12 protein-coding genes and 1 pseudogene are annotated in these 22,272 nt (G+C 43.5%); 6 read left to right on the forward strand and 7 right to left on the reverse strand.

Annotated features, from left to right (window positions below; translation table 11 throughout):
- The first annotated feature begins 17 nt into the window (after positions 1–17).
- From AC1F2U_RS30485 to AC1F2U_RS30505, 5 genes and pseudogenes are all read left to right on the forward strand, one after another.
- On the forward strand, positions 18–881 hold the full coding sequence (locus AC1F2U_RS30485; RefSeq protein WP_480264529.1) for a fructosamine kinase family protein: 864 nt from the start codon (positions 18–20) through the stop codon (positions 879–881).
- A 253-nt stretch (positions 882–1,134) separates the two neighbouring features.
- Positions 1,135–1,773, forward strand: coding sequence for a histidine phosphatase family protein (locus AC1F2U_RS30490; protein WP_480264530.1), 639 nt, complete (start codon positions 1,135–1,137; stop codon positions 1,771–1,773).
- Between the two features lie 561 nt (positions 1,774–2,334).
- Positions 2,335–2,955 (forward strand): 2OG-Fe(II) oxygenase, encoded by a 621-nt coding sequence (locus AC1F2U_RS30495; RefSeq protein WP_480264531.1) that lies wholly within the window; start codon positions 2,335–2,337, stop codon positions 2,953–2,955.
- Positions 2,945–3,781, forward strand: coding sequence for a CRISPR-associated endoribonuclease Cas6 (cas6, locus tag AC1F2U_RS30500; protein ID WP_480264532.1), 837 nt, complete (start codon positions 2,945–2,947; stop codon positions 3,779–3,781). Before AC1F2U_RS30495 ends, cas6 begins: the two co-directional genes overlap by 11 nt.
- A gap of 31 nt (positions 3,782–3,812) precedes the next feature.
- Positions 3,813–3,974: pseudogene (locus AC1F2U_RS30505) on the forward strand (CRISPR-associated protein Cas4); the annotation flags it as partial.
- Between the two features lie 60 nt (positions 3,975–4,034).
- On the opposite strand, the gene AC1F2U_RS30510 reads toward AC1F2U_RS30505, so the two are convergent.
- Together AC1F2U_RS30510 and AC1F2U_RS30515 are read right to left on the reverse strand one after the other, a co-directional pair.
- The gene (locus AC1F2U_RS30510; RefSeq protein ID WP_480264533.1) at positions 4,035–4,730 is read right to left on the reverse strand and encodes a pentapeptide repeat-containing protein; all 696 of its coding nucleotides are present in this window, start codon (positions 4,728–4,730) and stop codon (positions 4,035–4,037) included.
- Between the two features lie 334 nt (positions 4,731–5,064).
- A complete protein-coding gene (locus AC1F2U_RS30515) occupies positions 5,065–5,853 on the reverse strand; it encodes a tryptophan-rich sensory protein (protein ID WP_480264534.1) in 789 nt (262 codons plus the stop codon).
- A gap of 136 nt (positions 5,854–5,989) precedes the next feature.
- Here AC1F2U_RS30515 and hisD point away from each other — a divergent pair, with 136 nt between their 5' ends.
- Positions 5,990–7,270, forward strand: a complete 1,281-nt coding sequence (gene hisD / locus AC1F2U_RS30520) for a histidinol dehydrogenase (protein ID WP_480264535.1) — start codon at positions 5,990–5,992, stop codon at positions 7,268–7,270.
- Positions 7,271–7,365: 95 nt separating this feature from the next.
- Here hisD and AC1F2U_RS30525 read toward each other — a convergent pair whose 3' ends face one another.
- From AC1F2U_RS30525 to AC1F2U_RS30545, 5 genes are all read right to left on the reverse strand, one after another.
- Positions 7,366–8,739, reverse strand: coding sequence for an alpha-amylase family glycosyl hydrolase (locus AC1F2U_RS30525; protein ID WP_480264536.1), 1,374 nt, complete (start codon positions 8,737–8,739; stop codon positions 7,366–7,368).
- A 539-nt stretch (positions 8,740–9,278) separates the two neighbouring features.
- Positions 9,279–11,840 carry a CHAT domain-containing protein gene (locus AC1F2U_RS30530; protein WP_480264540.1) on the reverse strand — a complete coding sequence of 854 codons (2,562 nt, stop codon included), beginning with the start codon at positions 11,838–11,840 and terminating at the stop codon, positions 9,279–9,281.
- A 135-nt stretch (positions 11,841–11,975) separates the two neighbouring features.
- On the reverse strand, positions 11,976–16,355 hold the full coding sequence (locus AC1F2U_RS30535; protein WP_480264537.1) for a two-partner secretion domain-containing protein: 4,380 nt from the start codon (positions 16,353–16,355) through the stop codon (positions 11,976–11,978).
- Positions 16,356–16,605: 250 nt separating this feature from the next.
- Complete coding sequence (locus AC1F2U_RS30540; protein WP_480264538.1) at positions 16,606–19,791, reverse strand: two-partner secretion domain-containing protein; 3,186 nt, start codon at positions 19,789–19,791, stop codon at positions 16,606–16,608.
- Between the two features lie 249 nt (positions 19,792–20,040).
- On the reverse strand, positions 20,041–22,272 hold a 2,232-nt coding region (locus AC1F2U_RS30545), incomplete at its 5' end, for a beta strand repeat-containing protein (RefSeq protein ID WP_480264539.1).

Here is a 22,272-nt window from a genome sequence, read left to right on the forward strand (position 1 = left end):
CTAACTTTTTTTTAATCATGTGGACTCAAATCGACACCCATATTAGCCAGGTGACTGGCGAAAAATTCCAGAGTCAGCAACGGCGATCGGTTGGTGGCGGGTGCATCAACCAAGGTTATGCTGTCTCTAATGGTGAGATAACCTACTTCGTCAAACAAAACCTTGCATCCCAAGTTGCGATGTTTGAAGCTGAGGCGTTGGGTTTAAAGGAAATGCTAGCAACAGCTAGTATTCGCATCCCCAAACCAATTTGCTGGGGTACTGCTGATAATTCTAGCTACATCGTCCTGGAATGGTTGGAACTTGGTAGCGGTAACAGCAATTCGTGGCTAGAAATGGGACGCAAGTTAGCAGCGATGCACAAAGCTAGCAATAGTCAAGTTTTTGGTTGGAAAATTAACAATACCATTGGTTCCACACCCCAAATCAATACTTGGACAGCAGAGTGGACGGAATTTTATATTAAACATCGCCTGGGTTATCAATTTCAGTTGGCAAGGCGGCGGGGAGGTAATTTCCCTAAAGAAGACAAGTTATTAGCAGCTATCCCTGAACTATTGGCAGATCGTCAAGTGCAACCATCCTTAGTACATGGCGATTTATGGGGTGGAAATGCTGGGTGTACTGCATCGGGAGAACCAGTGATATTCGATCCAGCAACTTATTTTGCGGATAGAGAAGTTGATATCGCCATGACAGAATTGTTTGGTGGTTTCCCCGCAGCGTTTTATAAGGGTTACAACGAGGTATTTCCGTTAGATGCAGGCTATGAGCAGAGAAAAACGCTTTATAATCTGTATCACATTTTGAATCACTTCAATTTATTTGGGGGTAGTTACGATTCGCAAGCCAATAGGATGATTGACCAGATTTTACGATAAGGGATGCGGATTAAATAAAGTGTAAAACTAGTGACACGGCGTCGCGGAAAGTGCCACGAGACACAAGGGAGCCAGTGCGGTCTTGGGCAAAGCCCCAAGTGGAGCATCTAGCGGCGTCCTTACTTCAATCCCACGCTTAAAAACGTGGGTTCCCTTCTGCCTTCTGAATTTGTCCTGGTGTCACAGACTCGATTGCGAGATTGATGGTACTTTATTTTTGCACAAACTCCTTTATCCCAATCGCATACAAGCTATGACACTCAATTTATATTTACTGCGACATGGAGAAACTACCTTTAGTCAAAGTGGTAATTTCTGCGGTGAAACTGATGCGGAGTTGACAACAGAGGGGATGCAGATGGCATCCGCTTTTGCCGATGTTTATCAACAATTGAAGTGGGAAGGGGTTTATGTTAGCCCGATGAAGCGTGCAATTGCCACTGCCAAGCCATTTTGTGATGCTATCGGTATAGATATGCAGTTGCGTGACGGACTTAGAGAAGGTAGTTACGGCGAATGGGAAACTAAGAGTAAATCGTTTGCCCAAGAGAATTACGCAGAAAACTATCTAAAATGGGTGACAGAACCCGCTTGGAATGCACCACTAGGTGGAGAAACTGCGGTAGATATTGCTAACCGTTCTATGCCTGTAATTGCTGAAATTCAAGAAAAACATCCCCAAGGTAATGTTTTAGTAGTTTCTCATAAAGCTACGATTCGGATTATGCTTTGCAGTTTACTGGGAATTGATTTGGGACGCTATCGCTATCGGGTAAATATTTTGGTCGCGTCGGTAAGTATGGTTAAATTTGACGTTAATGGCCCTTTATTAGAAATATTAGGCGATCGCCATCATATACCCGATAGTATTCGCTCTCGTCCGGGAACATAATATAGCGGTTCTCGTTTAGGTGCAATACAGTCTGACCTCTCTCCAAACCTCTCTCCTAAGAGGAGAGAGGCTTTCCGCCGTAGGCGATCGCGGGGTTGACAAAGCCCTCAGTAAATAGGAGATTAATTCGATCGGGTGTGAGGATTTCTGCCCTGCCGAACCGATTTCTTTTCATAGGTTCTAGCCGCCTAGATTGACTAATTAACAGAGGAGACTTTTCGGCCTATCCCACAAGACTTAACTCCTGGTTTCTATATCGTATAACTGGCATAGAGTGAGGAGTTTTTGTTTGAGGCGATCGCGCTCGTTTAGCAGGTCGTCAACTCAACTTAATTCGAGATACTTGCGAATTTTTTTAATGTCCAAATGCGAGGTCAATACTATCAATTTGATGGCATTCAAAACTTAAAAATTCCAGTTCGGATAGAATATCGTTTTCGGAATTAATAACTTTTTAAAACCTTTACCACGTTTTTTCTTTTTCGCAAGTTCTAGCGTCCAGCCACAAATTACGTTACAATTTTTAGCCCCTGTTAGTTCTGTACGCTCCCCACACTCATCGTGAAACACTATCAACAACAAACCAACGCCTTCCCCAGCGATTACCTAAATAACTTGTGGGGAGAAATCCAAGCTTGTCCTTACTTTGCTATCAACAACCTCAACCGCGATTTTGTCGCCACGAAAGGATTTTCCGTAGTATTTCAGCGTTCTGGATTAGCAAAAGTAGAACAGCAGTTTCCCTACTTCAAACCTTACCTAGATTTAGCTCTCCAGCCCGATTGTAATGCTTTTTACCTCAATCCTTTACAGCTAAAGGAAGGCTCTCGCGTCGATCCGCATATCGATCGCTCCTTACGTTCCTACTCCAAAACCATTGAACCGCCTGCGGTTGTTAGTGTTCTTTATGTGCGAGTACCAGCAGATATGGAAGGGGGAGAACTGGTATTGCGATCGCACAAACGCCAACTTGGGCAAATTAAGCCCCAATTCAATACTTTAGTTTATTTTCAAGGTGATTTAACTCATTCGGTTAACGCTGTCAAAACCCCAGGAAATCGCCTAAGTCTCGTTTGCGAACAGTATAGTTTGAGTGATGCTGAACTCCAGGAAATCCCTGAGTTCACTGTAGAGTCAAGAAGCACTCAGTCTACAACCAAAAAGAGAAAGTATGCCTCATAGTTTAGTGTTGAATTTGCTACCTCAATCGCCCATTCCACCACAATATCTCACAGGTAGACATCTACACGCCCTATTTTTAACCCTCGTTAGTTCTGTAGATACCACATTAGGCGATCGCTTGCACGATTCCACCGCAGACAAAGCCTTCACTCTTTCTCCCCTCCAAACTAACTCCCCCCTTTTGAAGGGGGGTAAGGGGGGATCTAAATTGCAATACTCACATCAACAACTCATTCCCGCCGGGACACCTTGTTGGTGGCGCATCTCTTTATTAGATGACACTCTATTTGGCAAACTTACCCAACTCTGGTTAAATCTTAATCCCAATCGCTCTTGGCATCTTGGCCCGGCTGACTTGTATATTACCAGCATTCAAGGCACACCCCAATCTATTCAACCTTGGGCAAATGCCACTACTTACGCTCAATTATACGAAGAAGCTAGCGATCGCAATTCTTCGATTAACCTTAGCTTCTGCACGCCTACCGCCTTCCGTCAAGGACAGTATGATACTACCCTTCCTAGCAGAGAATCTGTGTTTAATTCCTTGCTTTCGCGGTGGAATAAATACAGTGGTATAGAATTTACTCAGATTGCGATCGAGTCAATCTTTCCTTCTTTTGTCAACATTCATACAGAAATATTAGCTGACTCCCGCAGCAAATTTATTGGCATTCTTGGCGAAGTTACCTATAAAGTTTTAGGGGCAGTTGAACCAATACAAATTAAGCAAATTAACGCTTTAGCTGACTTTGCTTTATATACTGGTGTCGGCAGAAAAACAACAATGGGTATGGGAATGACGCGACGCCTGTATTCTCCCTAATTTCAAACATCATTTAAAAACCACCTAAGTTATGAATCAAACTGAATATATTTCCATTGCAGCATTGAATCAATATGCCTGTTGTCCGCATCGCTGTTGGCGGATGTTTTGTGCAGGCGAATTTACCGATAATCAATACACAATTGAAGGCACAACTTTACACGAACGCGTCCACACCACAAGCGATCAAAATCCTTTCCCTTCAACATGCACCCTTTTCCTTCTCTTACAAAAATATATTTTTACAAAAGGTCTATTGTTGAGCAAAAGCTAAGTCACTTTCAATTAACTTGGCATTTGTTAGGTTAGCCCCACTCAAATTACACAAGTGAAAATTTGCCCCTCTTAGGTCTGCTAGTGAGAGATTAGCTCCTGTTAAATCTGCACCAGTGAAATTGACTTCACTTAAGTTAGCACCACTGAGGTTAGCTCCCTGAAGTGAAGCTTGTTGCAGGTCTGCCTCGCTTAGGTTAGCCCTCATCAGGTATGCTTTACTTAAATCGGCTCCACTTAAATTCGCTTGACTGAGGTCTGCTGCTGTTAAATCAGCTTTAGTTAGATTAGCTTGACTTAAGTCCGCCCAACTCAATGAGGCATAACTTAGGTTAATTTCACTCAGCTTCATGGTCGCAAGTACTGCACACCTCAAATTAGCATTAACAAAATTTCTTTCTCCGATTGCATAACGGCGTAAAATTTCATCAGTTGTTACTCTGTTTAAAACGGCTTTTGATGCGCCTTGATAACACCACGTAGCTTGTAATAGTTTGGCAGCAGTGTTAACAGCTACCTCATCACTAGAAGCCACAATTACACCATTGCAGCCATCCCATTGACCGTTAAGCATTAGAGCAATCTCATTAGCAGCAGCAATTGAGTCAAATAGTAAAACAGATTCTTTATGCCGTTTTAACCAGTTATTCCAACCAATCGAGATAATATTTTTCATTTTTATAAATTTTGAATTTGTCAGACGATTATGGCTCTAACTATCTATTCTGGCTAATAACAATCAGACTGGTGTGTGTAACAACCGACCATTATTGTGCGTGCTTAACGAACGCTTCTAAAAGTTTTCTCTTGAGAAACGCTGGGTGGGTAAGCTGTTAAGTACTTAATTTACACGTTGAGACCGCAGGGGAGCAGGGGAGCAGGGGAACAGGGGAGCAGGGGAGCAGGGGAGCAGGGGAGCAGGGGAGCAGGGGAACAGGGGAGAGGGTTTGAAGTTTTTACCTACAATTGAAATTGTGCAACTTGTATGCACAACAGCTACGTCATCATACTTAAATATGTTCTTGTTGGGTGCGTAAGCTGTTAATCGTTGCGGTTAAAACTAGGAAAATTGCCAAAACCAATACGGTATTTCTGAGCATTGAGTTATCAAAGTGTTTAAGTGCGATCGCTACTAGTGCCCAGACTGTTACTCCTGCATAAGCGATGTCTCGACGCTGGATGACTATAACTGCTGCAACTGCTGTTGCTATTAATACCATGATGAGAGTCCAGATTACGGCAGAAATTCCCCAACCGTTCCACCTGTGAAAATCTAAGGCACACGCTACGTTGACAATAGTCGCCACGCTAATCCAGCCTAGATAAATGCTAATCGGAAAGTGAATACACCATTTTTTTTGTTGAGGTACACGCGATTTGCCAATTTCTAACTGCACATAAACACCAATTAGCGGCAACAGAATCAAGAGCATTGCAATTGTAGAAAGAGCAAAAAGCCGAGACAGAAACAGATACACCCAAATACTTTGAGCAACACAAGCAATTACCAACAGATAGCCTGTCTTACGTAAATCAGGCTCATCTCGTTGGTTAGGTAGAACTTGGTATACCCCAAAAGCAAACAACCCAAGGTAAATCAGCCCCCAGATCGCAAAGGCGTAATTGGCAGGGATAATCAGGACATTTTTAAACAGAGTATTGGAAATTTCCCCGATGCTAAGTCCATTGAGCGGAAAAACGTTCGATACTACGTTGATAAAGAAAGCAGCAAAGATTGCAGCCAAAGTAACAAGCTGCCGCCAAAGATCCCGGTAATTGCCTCTTGTGGATTGCTGCATAGGATGTTAACTCATAATCTTTTGTGCTTTTAGCTTACATCTGAAAAAGAGTGATGCATATAAGCCACAGTCATATATAGCAAGTTAATCAGGAGTTAAACTAATTATTGACCTCACTGCTTTTAAGGTACTGTCCATGCAGCTACTTCAAACTACCGACAAAGATTTTTCTGTCAAATTCAAAACTCTTGTAAGCGATCGCCGGGAAGTTACAGTTGATGTTAGTGGGACAGTACGCGAGATTCTAGCTGATGTGAAAGTGCGTGGTGATGCCGCAGTCAAGGACTATACTAGCCGTTTCGATCGCAACAATCTTCAGTCTTTGCATTTAAGCGAAACCTTTATTGCCGAACACGCCGCCCAATGTCCTGCCGATGTCTTGGCGGCGCTGGAATTTGCTGCTGAGAGGATTGTGGCTTTCCATCAAAAACAACTACCGCAAGATATTGGCTACACCGATGCAGTCGGGGTAAAACTGGGATTGAATTGGGTAGCGCTGTCGCAAGTGGGAATTTATGTACCAGGGGGACGGGCTAGCTATCCGAGTTCTTTGTTGATGAATGCTTTACCAGCCAAAATTGCTGGTGTTGAAAGAATTGTCATGACAGTACCGATGCCTGGTGGTGAGATTAATCCCGTTGTATTGGCTGCTGCTCAAGTTGCTGGTGTTACAGAAATATATGGCATTGGTGGGGCGCAAGCGATCGCAGCATTAGCTTATGGTACAGAAAGCATTGCCCCAGTAGATAAAATTGTTGGCCCTGGTAATGCTTATGTTGCTGAAGCCAAGCGTCAAGTCTTTGGCACTGTTGGCATTGATAGCATCGCTGGCCCTTCTGAAATTTTAGTGGTAGCCGACAGCCAGAACAACCCAGATTGGATTGCCTGGGATTTACTATCGCAAGCAGAACACGATCCTAGTGCCCAGTCAATCTTAATTACTGATTCCGAAATTTTCGCGCAACAAGTAATAAAAGCTGTTGAGAAAATTCTCACCGATTTACCTACTAGAGAAGTTGCCAGGGCTAGTTGGCAAAATTATGCAGCCGTGATTCTGGTTAGCGATTTAGCCGAGAGTATACCACTGCTCAATCAACTAGCTCCAGAACACGTGGAATTGTGTGTGGACAACCCACAACTCCTTGCCAATCAAATTAAGTGTGCCGGCAGCGTGTTTTTAGGACGCTATACTCCAGAAGCGATTGGCGATTATTTAGGAGGCCCCAACCATGTACTACCAACTGCCCGTTCTGCCCGCTTTGCTTCTGGTTTGAGTGTCTACGACTTTCTCAAACGAATTACTTTTTTAGAATGTGACAAACAATCATTACAGACAATAGGCAAACCAGCTGTCACTTTAGCAGAGGCAGAAGGTTTGCCAGCCCATGCAGGTAGTGTATCTGTACGCTTGCAATAATCATAAATCATCACCAAGACGCAATAAATTGCCAGACTAATTATTGTAGAGACGGCGATTCATCGCGTCTCTTGCCTAAGAGCAGGAGGGAGCATCTACACTTGACATTGATTAAAAGGTTCTCGAATAAAATAGAGTGCATCGCGTTTTTGAACTTCCATACCTCCTCTATTCCAGCTTCCCCAACGAGTTATAAATTTTTTATTGCGATCGCGACGTTCAATCGCAACAGTAAAATTATTACGGAGTTCCCGATAACATCCATCTAAATTCGTTAAAGTCAAATCCAGTGCTGGGATATTAAATTTATTCTCCCCTTTATTGACAACAAAAAATCCTTCACTGCCCCGCTCCATTAGCAATACAGTCGGACTATCAATTGCTGCTAAAATATTTTCTTTGGTATTTCTTCCCTGATTTCCTCGTTGATGCATAATTTGGCGGAATTTGACACCATATTTGATAAAAGCAGCATTTCTATTATCCCAGTTCAGTATTAAAGGAGTGCCACTTTCTCTCGCCAAGATATATGCTGTTGCGAGGAAAGAGTCAGAAGGATCGCTATAGGAGTTAATGGCATTAGAATTAATCTCGCGGATAGTATCGTGGTTTCTGCCAAAAGTGACACTACGCGGATCGTTTATGGCTGTGGGAACTCGCAGAGAACGCAAATTTCCACCAAAGCTGAAAGCATTTTTCATTGAATTGTAGAGAACAAAATCTGTGACAGCAGCAATCCAGTTATAATTTTCTGCACTGGTGTCGCTATCTGTGATTACCTCAAGATAATTCCATGCTTTTCCTTGACTTTGTCGATCCACATAGCTGATGTACTCTTTAAGAACATCTGCTGGGATATGCTTGGCAGCATCAAACCGAAATCCATCAATCCCTAAGTCTAGCAATTTTTTTAAATGAGCTTTTTGGATTTTTTTAACATTATTGGTAAATCTCAATTCAGGAAGTCCACCTAACCAACAATTAATTTCTGAATCTCTGTTGCCATCACTATAATTAATGTTACAAGATTTTTTACCTGGACGGTTTGAGTCCGAATTAAAGTCATTTATAGAAAGACCTGGAAATTTAGTTAAATCTTCAAAATCATCATTGCCATCTAAATTAGCCATGTGATTGAAAACAACATCAGCAATCACTTTGACCTGACAACTGTGGGCTTGACTAATAAGTTTTTTTAAATTTAAGAGTGAACCTCTACCTTCGATAATGCTATAGTCTACAGGTTGATAGCGTGCCCACCATTCTGGAGCAGGATTAGATTTTTGAGCTGGAGAAATTTGAATGTGAGAATATCCTTGCTTCCCTATTTCACAGACAAACTTTTCGATATCAGTATACTGCTGGTCAAATGCATGAAAAATTGCAGAAGGTTTTTCTCCTGCTAATGTCTTAATTGGATAAATACAAGTTATGCAGATGACAACTACACAGATGAAGATATTTTTCATCAAAGATATTACTCCTAAACGGTATCGCGTTTTACTATTATTTTGCCAAGGAAACTTGACTCTTTATTGAGTAATATCATGTCCGCTTGGTTACTTATTAAACCTCAAGAACCCCTCCCCTTGGCAAGGGGCTACGGTGTACGCACAAGTCGAAAAAAGCTTGATTTCCCATTGTTTTCTCGTTGATCTCGTTCCAATGCTCTGCATGGGAATGCCTGATTTAGAGGCTCTGCCTCCAGTCAGATATTGAGTCAGAGACTCAATGAATGCATTCCCAGTCTCCGACTGGGAACGAGGAAAAACGAGGAAAGTCTTATCAAGCTAGGTTTTTAGGACTTGTGTGTACACCGTAGCCCCTTTATAAGGGGAGGGTTAGGGTGGGGTAAAACCTTGGTTACTCAGTTATTTCAGACTTGTGTGTACACCGTAGTTGGCAGATATAAGAACTCGTTGCAATTAGGCGGCGATCGCTCATGAACAGCTTCTATCACTCTCCAAAAGGGCAACCTCTAGAAACTTCAATAAGTGAATAGAATTTGTCAAAGCCAATTACCAACTAAAACATAAGGTGCCCAGTAGCCAGGACGACTGTAATTGGGATAATCTTTTAACAACTTTACTTGGGCACGACGCAAGGCTTCAGCCTTTGTCACCTCAGTTTTAACTAACTCACGATAAAATTCACCAATTAAGATAGCAGTAGATTTATCGCTGATATGCCATAGTGAAGCTAAGGTACTACGAGCGCCAGCTTTCACGGATGCTCCTGCTAGCCCTAGCGTGGCGCGATTGTCACCAGTCGCAGTTTGGCAAGCACTTAACACCAGCATTTCCAAGGCTTCTGAGCGAGTTTGATCTCGACGGCGCAACAAGCTATCAAATTGCGTAACGTTGATCGGCCCATCATCTGCAAGTATAAAAGTATTCTCAACACTAGAGCTAAATTGACCGTGGGTTGCCAGATGTAACACATTAAATGGTACGGTATTTACCTTACTCTCTAGGTTTTTGCTGTTGAAGTCTCGATTTAGTAACTGGGTGGTAGACGCGATCGCTTGGGAAATAGAATTGAATTCTGATTTAATTTCTGGTAAGGGTGGAAATTGCTGTTGAAAGCCTTGTGGTGGTTGCACTAACCCGGCAGCTAGTACATTGAGTTTTGTTTGTGTCAAGGGTTTGAGTGCGAGTAACTGGAGTCCTAAGCTTAATGCTACAGAGTATTTTTCTACCAGATATTGCTGACCGTCATACAATATGGCCATTGGCACATTTCGCAATATTCCATCCAGTACAAATACAAGGGTTTTGACTCCACTATCTTTTAAATCTGACTCAATTTCCTTGATTAACCACCCATAGACTTCCTGTGATAACGCTTGCACTTCCTCAGTCCGGTCGGGTTCTAATAGATACTCTCTGAGTTTTTTTATAGTACCTTCTACCTCATTCTGGGACTTATTTACTGTATAATTACGCAGTGGTTGGTTAGGAATTTTAACAATTACTTGCAGTTGAGAAGGCAGAATAATTGGATAAACGATCGCGGCTGTGGGATTATCTTTATCTACCACTGTGTCAAGCAAAACAGTTTTGGCATTAATGCAAGCTTCCCGGAAAAAGTCGTCTAATTCAGCTAGTTGCAGTGCTTCAATTCTCTGTCTAGCTTTGTCTAGGATTGGTTCGCTCGGATGAGTTTGCTGAAACTGCAACAATAATTCTACGGACTCTCGATATACAGGTTCTACACTTTCTTTAAAGGAAAACTGGAGATCTCGATTCACAACTACTAAGTCACTACGGAGAGTCTGCAACTCACCGATCGCAGTATCATAGCTGGCAATAGCCCCCTCAATCTCTCCCTGCTGTTTTAACAAGCGTCCTAACTGCCAATGCCAACGATAAGCGATATCTGGGGCGTTGATTGTTTGGGCGATGTTCAATGCCTGTTGGGTGAGGTTCTGGGCAATTGACCATTGTTTAGTTTGTTCGTATACACTGCCTAGAGTCCCAAGGGCAAAGCTCTCGACTCGTTTATCTGCTAAATCTTCAGCTTGTTGCAGGGCCCTGGCGCAGATTTGAGCGATCGCTTCGGGTGTAGTTCCGAATTTCATCAAGCTTTGAGCTAGATTAATCTGCGCATAAATAGTTGTCACAGAAGCAGGTAGTTGTGTCAGTTGAGTTTGGATTTGCGGCAATAGTGTCTGCACGGCGGCTGTTTGTCTTGCGTTCACTAGTAAATTCAACTGATTAACTTGAGCCTGAACTTTGCTAATCGGGTTAGGAGCGATCGCAGCAGCTTGCTGGTAAAACTGTATTGCACCCTTAAAATCTTGCTGTACTTGTGCCGTGTTACCTAAACTGAATAAAGCCGCGCTGACATCCTGGGGAGAATCCAATTTTTGGGCAATTGACAAACTTTGCTGTAATACTTGACGGGATTGATTCAAATCTCCTGCTAATTGCAGAGCATTCCCGAAAGACCGTAATTCTACTGCTTTACTGACTGAATTAGGTTTTGATTGTAACTCCTGCTGCAATTGAGTCAAGATTGTCAAACCCCGACGGTAAAATCCTAAAACTTGCCATGCTTGAGCTTGATTGATGCGATCGCGGATAATGCCATTGCGATCGCCTAATTGCTTATAGCTAACTTCCGCACGTTGCCAGGTGTTAAGTGCCTGTTGAGCTTGTCCTAAGTCTAGTTGAATACTACCTTGAATATCTAGAATTGGAGCCAAAACCTGAAGATTTTGGGAATTAGAGGATTTTTCGAGCAACTTCAAGCTATCTGTAATTGCCTGTTGCGCTGGTGGCAAATTACCCATTTTTTGATATGCCAACGCCAAATTACTTAATGCCACAGCTTGCTGCAATTCATTGCCTTGGCTGCTAAAACTTTTAACTGCTTGTTGTAAAACTTTAACCGCTTCTGCAAATTGTCCTGCCTCATACAGCACTTTACCCTGTTGCAGCAAGTCTTGCGTTTGTGCGGGAGGATTTTTGATTGACACTCCAAGAGTTACGATATTTTGTGTCTCTATAGTTGCAGCGACAGGAAAAGCAGTAACGCACAAAAAAGCTGTCACCACAACCAAAAGCATGAAAACAGGTAACTTATGGATTTTAAAGAGATGAATCAACCATATATTAAATCCGTCACATATCCGTTGCCACTGATTGTTTTTATGAATCTTGGGTTTCATCGGAATTCCTCCCTTGAATCTTGGAGTAACGAATTATTGACCGCAAGACATGGCAGAGGGAATAAAAGAACTTTGCCCAGATTGAGCCACAAGCATAATATCACCGTTACCATCGACAATCCATCCTTGAGCCTCCACAATCGGATCGGTAGATTTGGTCATAGATGCAGTAGATGATTTATCCGCGATCGCTGTTGCTTGTGCGGGCAAATCTACCCAACCAGTAATCACTGCTCGTCCTCGCAACGGCTCGTTAGGGCTTTGGGGTAAACCACCGCGTCCGGTGGCGATAAAACGACTAGCGTTTTGTCTTCCTCTGGGTGTGCAACCTTGGGCAATTTGTTGAGATGCATCCACGAGGTTAGAGGGTAGTTCAATTAAGCCGCGACTGGGGTCAGTATCAGGACTGTTGATAGTTACTTCGCCACTGACTCCCAATTCCGAACTTGCTGTAATGTCACTGTTTTCGGTTGGGCGTTTTTGCCGGAGAATGCCAAAAATGCCGTTTGTTGTAATGTCAACTCTACCACCAATTCCTGTGAAGGCGTTAGCGCTGATATCGCTATTTTCGTTGGGAACTGCAACGATAAATCTTGAGTTGATATTAATATTACCGCCATCGCCACCTAATTTTTCTGTACCTGCGTTGGTGGAGATTTGACTGTTGCGGCGGAGTAAGAGTAAGTCGCTGTTGAGGTTGATGTTACCACCGTTGCCGGATGCAGATTCGGCATTGAGTTTACCTTGGTTATCTAAGGTAATTTTGGGTGAGTTAATTTCGATGTCGCCTGTGATTCCTGAACCAGTAGAACTGACAAATAAGCCACTGTTAGCGCCGATATTTTGTACCTTGTTAGGAAATTTAGTAATCAGGTTATTGTAACTAGGGTCAATACCATTAATTATTACTTTATCGTCAGCATTGACAGTAATTTTACCTGCACCTCCATTGCTTGAGGTAGTGGCGGTGAGTTGTCCACCATTGAAGGCGTCAAAAATATTTGTATTTACCGTAATATTGCCACCCTTGCGATCATTTCTAGTGCGTGCATCTAATAAAGCGCCGTTTGAGATGCGAAATATATTGGTGTTTACGGTGATATCGCCACCAATGCCAGTGGAAGTGGAATTAGTAGATGTGAATAAACCAGTAGAATCTCCGCTTTCTTGACTAGTTCCAGAAACAGTTACCACATCTTTTGCATTAATGCGAATATTCCCCGCATTTCCCTGTCCAGAAGTTAAGGCAGAAAGTCGAGCGCCATCTCGTAATGAGAAGTCACCAGAATCGATAGTAATGTTACCCCCATTGCCAACAGTCCCCGTCTCCACATTACTGGCAATCTTACTGGCAAAACCATTTTTTTCCCCAGCAATATCAACAGCACCCGTTACCTTAACATTAACATTCCCCGCATCCCCTCTTCCTGCTGGTTGAGTATCAAATGCACCACGAGTAATGGTTAACAGTCCAGCACTATCAGTTAGTGATAGGTTTGCTGCATTGATGTCGATATTGCCACCCTTACCTACACCTCCTGCTTCTACCGTGCTGAAGATGGCAGTTGGTTGACCTGCAAGGGAAACAGTATTTTTTGCACCCACTGTCACATTCCCCGCATTTCCCACTCCAAAAGTTGATGCTCCAAGTTGAGCGCCATCTCGTAATGAGAAGTCCCCAGAATCGATGGTAATGTTACCCCCATTTCCAACAGTCCCCGTCTGCACTGCGCTGAAAATCCCACTGCTAAAACCGTTTTTCTGCCCAGCTATATCAACAACACCTGTCACTTTCACATTGACATTTCCCGCATCCCCTCTTCCTCCTGGTTGGGTATCAAATGCACCACGAGTAATGGTTAGCAGTTGAGCGCCATCAGTGAATGACAGGGTGGCTGCATTGATCTCGATATTACCACCCTTACCCACACCTCCTGCTTCCACGGTGCTGAGGATGTAAGTATCTGCAAGAGAAACAGCATTTTTTGCATTCACTGTCACATTCCCCGCATTCCCCTGTCCATAAGTTGATGCTTCAAGTTGAGCGCCATTTTGTAATGAGAAGTTAGCAGAATCGATGAAAATATTACCCCCATTGCCAACTTGTCCCAAAGTTAAGGCAGAAAGTTGAGCGCCATCTCGTAATGAGAAGTTACCAGAATCGATGAAAATATTACCACCATTGCCAACTGTTCCTGTTTCTACTCTGCTGAAAATCCCACTCTTCAAACCGTTTTTCTCTCCAGCAATATCAACAGCACCTGTGACTTTCACATTGACATTCCCCGCATCCCTTCTTCCTGCTAATTGGGTATCAGATGCACGAGTAATGGTTAGCAGTTGACCGCCATCAGTTAGTGACAAGGTGGCTGCATTGATGTCGATATTACCACCCTTACCCACACCTCCTGCTTCTACCGTACTTAAGATGCCACTACCTATAAGGGAAACAGCATTTTTTGCATTCACTGTCACATTCCCCGCATTCCCCTGTCCATAAGTTGATGCTTCAAGTTGAGCGCCATCTCGTAATGAGAAGTTACCAGAATCGATGAAAATATTACCACCATTGCCAACTGTTCCCGTTTCTACTCTGCTGAAAATCGCACTCTTCAAACCGTTTTTCTCTCCAGCAATATCAACAGCACCTGTGACTTTCACATTGACATTCCCCGCCTCCCCTCTTCCTGCTGGTTGGGTAGCAGATGCACCACGAGTAACAGTTAACAGTTGAGCGCTATCAGTTAGTAACAGGGTGGCTGCATTGATGTCGATATTACCACCCTTACCCACACCTCCTGCTTCCACTGTGCTAAGGATGTAACCATTTGCAAGGGAAACAGCATTTTTTGCACCCACTGTCACATTCCCCGCATTCCCCACTCCAGAAGTTGATGCTTGAAGTTGAGCGCCATCTCGTAATGAGAAGTTACCAGAATCGATGAAAATATTACCACCATTGCCAACTGTTCCCGTTCCCACTGCGCTGAGAATCGCACTCTTGAAACCGTTTTTCTCCCCAGCAATATCAACAACACCTGTCACTTTCAGATTGACATTACCTGCATCCCCTCTTCCTGCTGGTTGGGTATCAGATGCACCACTAGTACTAGTTAGCAGTTGAGCGCTATCAGTTAGTGATAGGGTGGCTGCATTTATGTCGATATTACCACCCTTACCCACACCTCCTGCTTTCACGTTACTAAAGATGGTAGTTTGCCGACCTGTAAGGGAAACAGCATTTTTTGCACTCACTGTCACATTCCCCGCATTCCCCTGTCCATAAGTTGATGCTTCAAGTTGAGCGCCATCTCGTAATGAGAACTCACCAGAATCGATAGTAATGTTGCCTCCTTTACCTTTTGCTCCTTCTCCTACAAAATTGCGAATTCCGCTCTTAGAACCTGCAATCTTGATTTCCCCGGTAGCATTTAGCGTAATATCCCCAGCAACAAATTCAGGTGTACCCAAACCTACCCCAATACCAGCAGATAGCCCACTTCCTCCTAAAATCTCTAAATTACGGGCATTGATTGCAATATCACCGTCACCAGCCCCTTCGACATATATAACTGCTTGATTGGTAAGCGATACCGAAGCACGAGTCACATTAAGAGGAAATTTCAAGCTGAGATTATCCCCACTAAAAACAAGATTGACATTTCCAGGTGCTGCTAACCCCCCTAATTCAACTCTCCCACCATAAGCATTTAACTGCCCGCCATCCATGCTGATATTACCGCCCACTAGCAGCAAACTTTTACCATCTCCTACTCGTAAACCAGATGCATTAAAACCTGCGGGATCTATTCCTGCTGGTGCGACTGAGTTGTTTTGAATCGGTGCAGCAGTAATTTGATTGAATAGCAAAGCGGAAGGATTAACTGTTAGTAATGGGGAAGGAGTTTGAGGATTTGTTGCACTAAATTCCAACCCATTGCCAAATACAAAAGAATTCGCCGTACTTGCTACAAATGAACCTGCAACATCTAGGCGTGCATTATCCCCAAATAAAATCCCATTGGGATTGATAAAAAACAAATTTGCCCCACCATCTACCCCCAATGTGCCGAGAATATTCGAGACGTTACTTCCCGTTACCCTTGTGAGAATATTTTTAATTCCTGCGGGATTGGCAAAATAAACTCGCTGAGATTTTCCGACATTGAATTCACGAAAACTATGGAAGAGGTTAGCACCGCGAGTTGCTCCACCATCAATGCGGTCAGCCGGAAGTCCTTTAATATTAACATTGGGAGTGATTTTTGAAGAGTTATTACCCAATGTTCTATCAGGGGTAATCTGGGCTAAGGCGTGATTTTCACAACAAAATATGACATGAGCAAGCACTCCAATAATACTAAAAACTCTTAAGAAATTAGAGCGCCAATTCTTATCTCCACAAATTGCCATATCATAACCAGCCTTGCTTGTTCATTTCATACCTATGAATATGCAATTTCCTGAAGCCACTGCTTCGTAGCTACATCTTCAAAGGTTTTCAGCTAGCCGTCTTGATAAATTTTTCTACAATTAATTTCAGCAGATATTTTAACTAGATGAGAGTAAAGTTTTTAAAACTTAAAATTAGATAATGCATCTGATTGTTTTGATTACTCTTGGGTTTCATCGGAATTCCTCCTTTGAATCTTGGAGTAAGGAATTATTGATTACAGGATATGGCAGAAGGAATAGAAGAACTTTGCACAGATTGAGCCACAAGCATAACATTACCATTAGCACCGACAATCCATCCTTGAGCCTCCACAATCGGATCGGTCGATTTGGTCATAGATGCAGTAGATAATTTATCGGTGATGGCTGTTGCTTGTGCGGGCAAATCTACCCAACCAGTAATCACTGCTCGTCCCCGCAACGGTTCATTAGGGCTTTGGGGTAATCCACCGCGTCCGGTGGCGATAAAACGACTGGCATTTTGTCCTCTTCTGGGAGTGCAACCTTGGGCAATTTGTTGAGATGCATCCACGAGGTTAGAGGGTAGTTGAGTTAATCCGCGACTGGGGTCAGTATCTGGACTATTGATAGTTACTTCTCCGCTCACCCCCAATTCCGAACTCGCTGTAATGTCACTGTTTTCGGTTGGGCGTTTTTGCGGCAGAATACCGAAAATACCGTTTGTTGTAATGTCAACTCTACCACCAGTTCCAGTGAAGGCGTTAGCGCTGATATCGCTATTTTCTTTAGGAACGGCGACAATGAAAGGGCTATTGATGATCAGATTACCGCCATTCCCACCGAATTCGCTACTGCCGGCAGTAGTAGAAATTTGACTATGATTGCGTAGTAATAATAAGTCTTGCAACTTCAGGATAATATTACCACCATTCCCCGCTCTGGTTATGGCGGCGATCGCTCCTTGGTTATCCAGGCTCAGAGAACGAGCTTGGATGTCAAGGTCGCCTGCCGTCCCCGTTCCGGTACTACTGACAGTGACTTCACCTCCATCCCGAACACTCATCTGCTCAGTTTCAATCTTTAAACTTCCCCCACTACCAGTACCTTCTGGCGTCACCGCAGCGCTGATTTGGCTGTTAAAGTTACCATTTGGTGATTTCCCAACGACTTCGACAGATTTCGATGCATGAATTCGCAATCTACCTGCATTGCCCACTCCAGCAGTGCCAACCGATATTATTGCACCACCTCTCACACTCAAGCGATCGGTTTCGATTGTTAAATCGCCACCGTTGCCTCTGGGTGGAATCACTGTTTCGTCTGCGTCTACTTCAACACCTGCATTGATACCTGTAGCAAAGAGGTTATCAACAGGTGTATCAAATACCTCTACCTCAGAAGCCCAAATTGTGAGATTACCAGCGTCGCCTTGACCAAAAGTAGCGACTTGCACTTTGCCTCCATGACTGACACTCAAGCGTTTTGTCTCAATGGTCAAGTTGCCACCGCGACCCTCACCTCTAGGGTTTACCTGAGCAAATAAGCCAGCAGGATTTTCAAGATTAGATGTAAATGATTTGATTTTTCCACTGATTTCCACTGACTCGGCAGCGTGAATAGTCAAATTTCCTGCAAACCCTTTGCGGTAAACACTGCTTCCCACTTGACTATCAATGATATTCATCGTGACAGTTTCAATGTTTATATTGCCAGCATTCCCTTGTCCAAAAGTACTGGCAGATAGTTGTCCTTCTCGGACAATCAACTGATTGGTATTAATTGCCAAATCTCCTGCTGTTCCTGTACTCGATGTTTGAGTCACCAAGCTGCTGGGAAAGGGAAAAAGACTATTACTATTAGTAGCAAATCCTATCAGTTTAACTGATTGGGAGGCATTTACCGTCAAACTTCCTCCAGCCCCACTACCGTTAGTTCGAGCTGAAATCGCTGCTCCATCTTGGATTAACAACTGATTGGTGTTAATCGTAATCTTTCCTGCGGGCCCTGTGGCATAGGCGTTAGAACTTATTTTGCTAGGATACCATCTATTAGGAAACTGGGGAAGAATAGCAGTACCGACTAGCTGCACTGATTCGGCATTTACGGTTATACTCCCTCCAACCCCTTTACCTTCGTTATCGGTTATGATTCCGGCTCCATTTTGGATGAGTAACTGTCTAGTGTTAATTGTGATGTCTCCGGCGTCTCCCACTCCATTAGATGCAGCAAATATACCAGTACCTAAATTGGGATTATCTGGAATACCGATTAGTTGTACTGATTCTGAGGCATTCACGGTCAAATTTCCTGCCACACCTGCATTCGTTGTACTAGATGAAATCTTGCCTCCTGCTAAGATTTGTAACTGTCTGGTGTTAATTGTCAGGTCTCCTGCATCTCCTGTCCCAGAACTTTCAGCAAATAAACCACTGCGAATTCCAATAGGTGATTCTCCAACGACTTGCACTGATTCGGAAGCATTTACACTCAATCCTTTTCCAGGTAATGCTCCTAAAGTGCTGGCTTCAATCTGGGAACCTCCATTGACTGTAACTCCTTTACCCCACACCTGAATAGCGCCGCCACTTTCGCCACTGGTACTAACCAAAGCTTGATTACTGAGTGAGATATCGGCTTTAGCTACACTATCAGGAACAATCAAACTCAAATTATTACCATCCACATTCAGTCCGACTGTCCCCTCACCTGCAATTCCTGCCAATTCCACTCGCCCACCCGGAGCATTCAATTTACCTTCGTTGATGGCAATTTCTCCACCCACTAATAGTAAACTCTGACCATCTGGTACTCGTAGACCAAAGATATTATCTCCTGCTGGTGCAATTGACCTATTTTCAATTCTGCCAGCCTGAAGTTGATTGAATAGCAAAGCGGAAGGATTAATTGTTAATAATGAGGAAGGAGTCTGAGGATTAGTTGCACTAAATTCCAACCCATTGCCAAACACAAAAGAATTCGCCGTACTCCCTACAAAGGAACCCGCTACATCCAGGCGTGCATTGTTTCCAAATAAAATGCCATTGGGATTGATCAAAAACAAATTTGCACCACCATCTACCCCCAATGTGCCGAGAATATTGGAGATATTACTTCCCGTCACCCGTGTGAGAATATTGGAGATTCCCGTGGGATTGGCAAAATAAACACGTTGGGATTCTCCGACATTGAATTCCTGGAAACTATGGAACAGGTTTGCACCGCGAGTTGCTCCACCATCAATGCGGTCAGCAGCACTACCTTTAATATTGACATTGGGAGCGATCGTTGAAGAGTTATTACCCAATGTTCCATCAGGCGTAATCTGGGCTAAGGCGTGATTTTCAGAACAAAATATGCCGTGAGCAAGCACTCCAATAATCCCAAAAACTTCTAATAAATCTGAGTGCCAATTCCTATCTTTACAGGTTGTCATATCAGAACCAGCCTCGCTTGCTCATTTCCTACCTGTGAATATGCAATTTTCTTACGCCACAGCTTTGAGCCACATCTTCAAGGGTTTTCAGCTAGCCGTCCCGATCAATTTTTCTACAATTAATTTCAGCAGATATTGTAACTAGATCGGAGTAAACTTTTTAAAACTTAAAATTAGGTAATGTATCTGATTGTTTTGATTGCTCTTGGGTTTCATCGTAATTCCTCCCCCGACTCGTGGAGTAATGAATTATTGACTACAGGATATGGCAGAGGGAATAAAAAAACTTTGAGGAGATTGAGCCACTAGGATAATATCACCATTAGCATCGACAACCCATCCTTGAGCCTCCACAATGCGATCGGTAGATTTGGTCATAGATGCAATAGATGATTTATCCGCGATCGCTGTTGCTTGTGCGGGCAAATCTACCCAACCTGTAATCACTGCTCGTCCTCGCAACGGTTCATTAGGACTTTGGGGTAATCCACCGCGTCCGGTGGCGATAAAACGACTGGCGTTTTGTCCTCTTCTGGGAGTGCAACCTTGGGCAATTTGTTGAGATGCATCTATGAGGTTAGAGGGTAGTTGAATTAAGCCGCGACTGGGGTCAGTATCTGGACTGTTGATAGTTACTTCCCCACTCACTCCCAATTCCGAACTCGCTGTAATGTCGCTCTTTTGGGTTGGGCTTTTTTGGGGGACAAGACCGAAAATACCGTTTGTTGTGATGTCAACTCTACCACCAATACCTGTGAAGGCGTTAGCGCTGATATCGCTATTTTCTTTGGGGACTGCAACGATAAATCTTGAATTGATTTTGATGTTACCACCATTGCCACCTAATTTTTCTGTTCCTGCGTTGGTGGAGATTTGACTGTTGCGACGGAGTAAGAGTAAGTCGCTGTTGAGGTTGATGTTACCACCGTTGCCAGATGCAGATTCGGCATTGAGTTTGCCTTGGTTGTCTAAGGTAATTTTAGGTGAGTTGATTTCGATGTCGCCTGTGATTCCTGAACCAGTGGAACTGACAAAGAAGCCACTGTTAGCGCCAATATTTGCTACGTTTTCAGGAAAGTTAGTAACTCGGTCATCATAACTAAAGTCACTACCACTAATTATGACTTTATCAATAGCATTGACAGTTATTTTACCTGCACGTCCATTGCTTGAGGTAGTGGTGGTGAGTTGTCCGCCGTTGAGTGCTTCAAAGACATTTGCATTTACCGTAATATCGCCGCCCTTTTGATTATTTCTAGTGCGTGCATCCAGTAAAGCGCCGTCGGAGATGCGAAAAATATTGGTGTTTATGGTAATATCGCCACCAATGCCAGTGGAATTAGAATCAGTAAATGTGAATAAACCACTAGAAAATTTGCTCTGTTGATTACTTCTAGAAACAGTTACTGTATCTTTTGCATTAATGCGAATATTCCCTGCATTTCCCTGTCCATAAGTTGAGGCAGAAAGTCGAGCGCCATCACTTAGAGAAAAGTCACCAGCATCGATGGTAATGCTACCCCCATTCCCACTTGTTCCTGTGTCCATGAAACTGCCAATCCCACTGGGAAAACCGTTTTTCTCCCCAGCAATATCAACAGCACCTGTAACTTTAACATTGACATTGCCTGCATCCCCCCGTCCGGCTAGTTGGGTAGCAGATGCACCACGAGTAATGGTTAGCAGTTGAGCGCCATCAGTGAGTGAGAGTGTTGTAGCATTGATGTTGATATTGCCTCCTTTACCTACGCCTCCCGCTGACACTGTGCTGAAAATGTTACCATTTGCAAGGGAAATAGCATTTTTTGCACTCACTGTTACATTCCCCGCATTTCCCACTCCTGAAGTTGAGGCAGAAAGTCGAGCGCCATCACTTAGAGAGAAGTCACCAGAATCGATGGTAATGTTACCTCCATTGCCACTTGTCCCCGTTTCCACATTGCTGCCAATCCCACTGTAAAAATCGTTTTTCTCCCCAGAGATGTCAACAGCACCTGTTACTTTAACATTGACATTGCCTGCATCCCCCTGTCCTGCTGGTTGGGTAGCAGATGCTCCACGAGTAATAGTTACCAGTTGAGCGCCATCAGTAAGTGACAGTGTTGTAGCATTGATGTTGATATTGCCTCCTTTACCTACGCCTCCCGCTGACACTGTGCTGAAAATGTCACCATTTGCAAGGGAAATAGCATTTTTTGCACTTACTGTCACATTCCCTGCATTCCCCACTCCTGAAGTTGAGGCAGAAAGTTGAGCGCTATCTCGTAATGAAAAGTCACCAGAATCGATGAAAATGTTACCTCCATTGCCACTTGTCCCCGTTTCCACATTGCTGCGAATCCCACTGGAAAAATCGTTTTTCTCCCCAGAGATGTCAACAGCACCTGTTACTTTAACATTGACATTGCCTGCATCCCCCTGTCCTGCTGGCTGGGTAGCAGATGCTCCACGAGTAATAGTTACCAGTTGAGCGCCATCAGT

It is taken from the genome of Nostoc sp. LEGE 12454 (assembly GCF_056620565.1).

Coding starts and splice junctions, on each gene's coding strand:
- AC1F2U_RS30510 (WP_480264533.1), bottom strand. CDS start 4,730: ATGAAAAATATTATCTCGATTGGTTGGAATAACTGGTTAAAACGGCAT.
- hisD (WP_480264535.1), top strand. CDS start 5,990: ATGCAGCTACTTCAAACTACCGACAAAGATTTTTCTGTCAAATTCAAA.
- AC1F2U_RS30530 (WP_480264540.1), bottom strand. CDS start 11,840: ATGCTTTTGGTTGTGGTGACAGCTTTTTTGTGCGTTACTGCTTTTCCT.
- AC1F2U_RS30525 (WP_480264536.1), bottom strand. CDS start 8,739: ATGAAAAATATCTTCATCTGTGTAGTTGTCATCTGCATAACTTGTATT.
- cas6 (WP_480264532.1), top strand. CDS start 2,945: ATGCCTCATAGTTTAGTGTTGAATTTGCTACCTCAATCGCCCATTCCA.
- AC1F2U_RS30515 (WP_480264534.1), bottom strand. CDS start 5,853: ATGCAGCAATCCACAAGAGGCAATTACCGGGATCTTTGGCGGCAGCTT.
- AC1F2U_RS30485 (WP_480264529.1), top strand. CDS start 18: ATGTGGACTCAAATCGACACCCATATTAGCCAGGTGACTGGCGAAAAA.
- AC1F2U_RS30490 (WP_480264530.1), top strand. CDS start 1,135: ATGACACTCAATTTATATTTACTGCGACATGGAGAAACTACCTTTAGT.
- AC1F2U_RS30540 (WP_480264538.1), bottom strand. CDS start 19,791: ATGACAACCTGTAAAGATAGGAATTGGCACTCAGATTTATTAGAAGTT.
- AC1F2U_RS30535 (WP_480264537.1), bottom strand. CDS start 16,355: ATGGCAATTTGTGGAGATAAGAATTGGCGCTCTAATTTCTTAAGAGTT.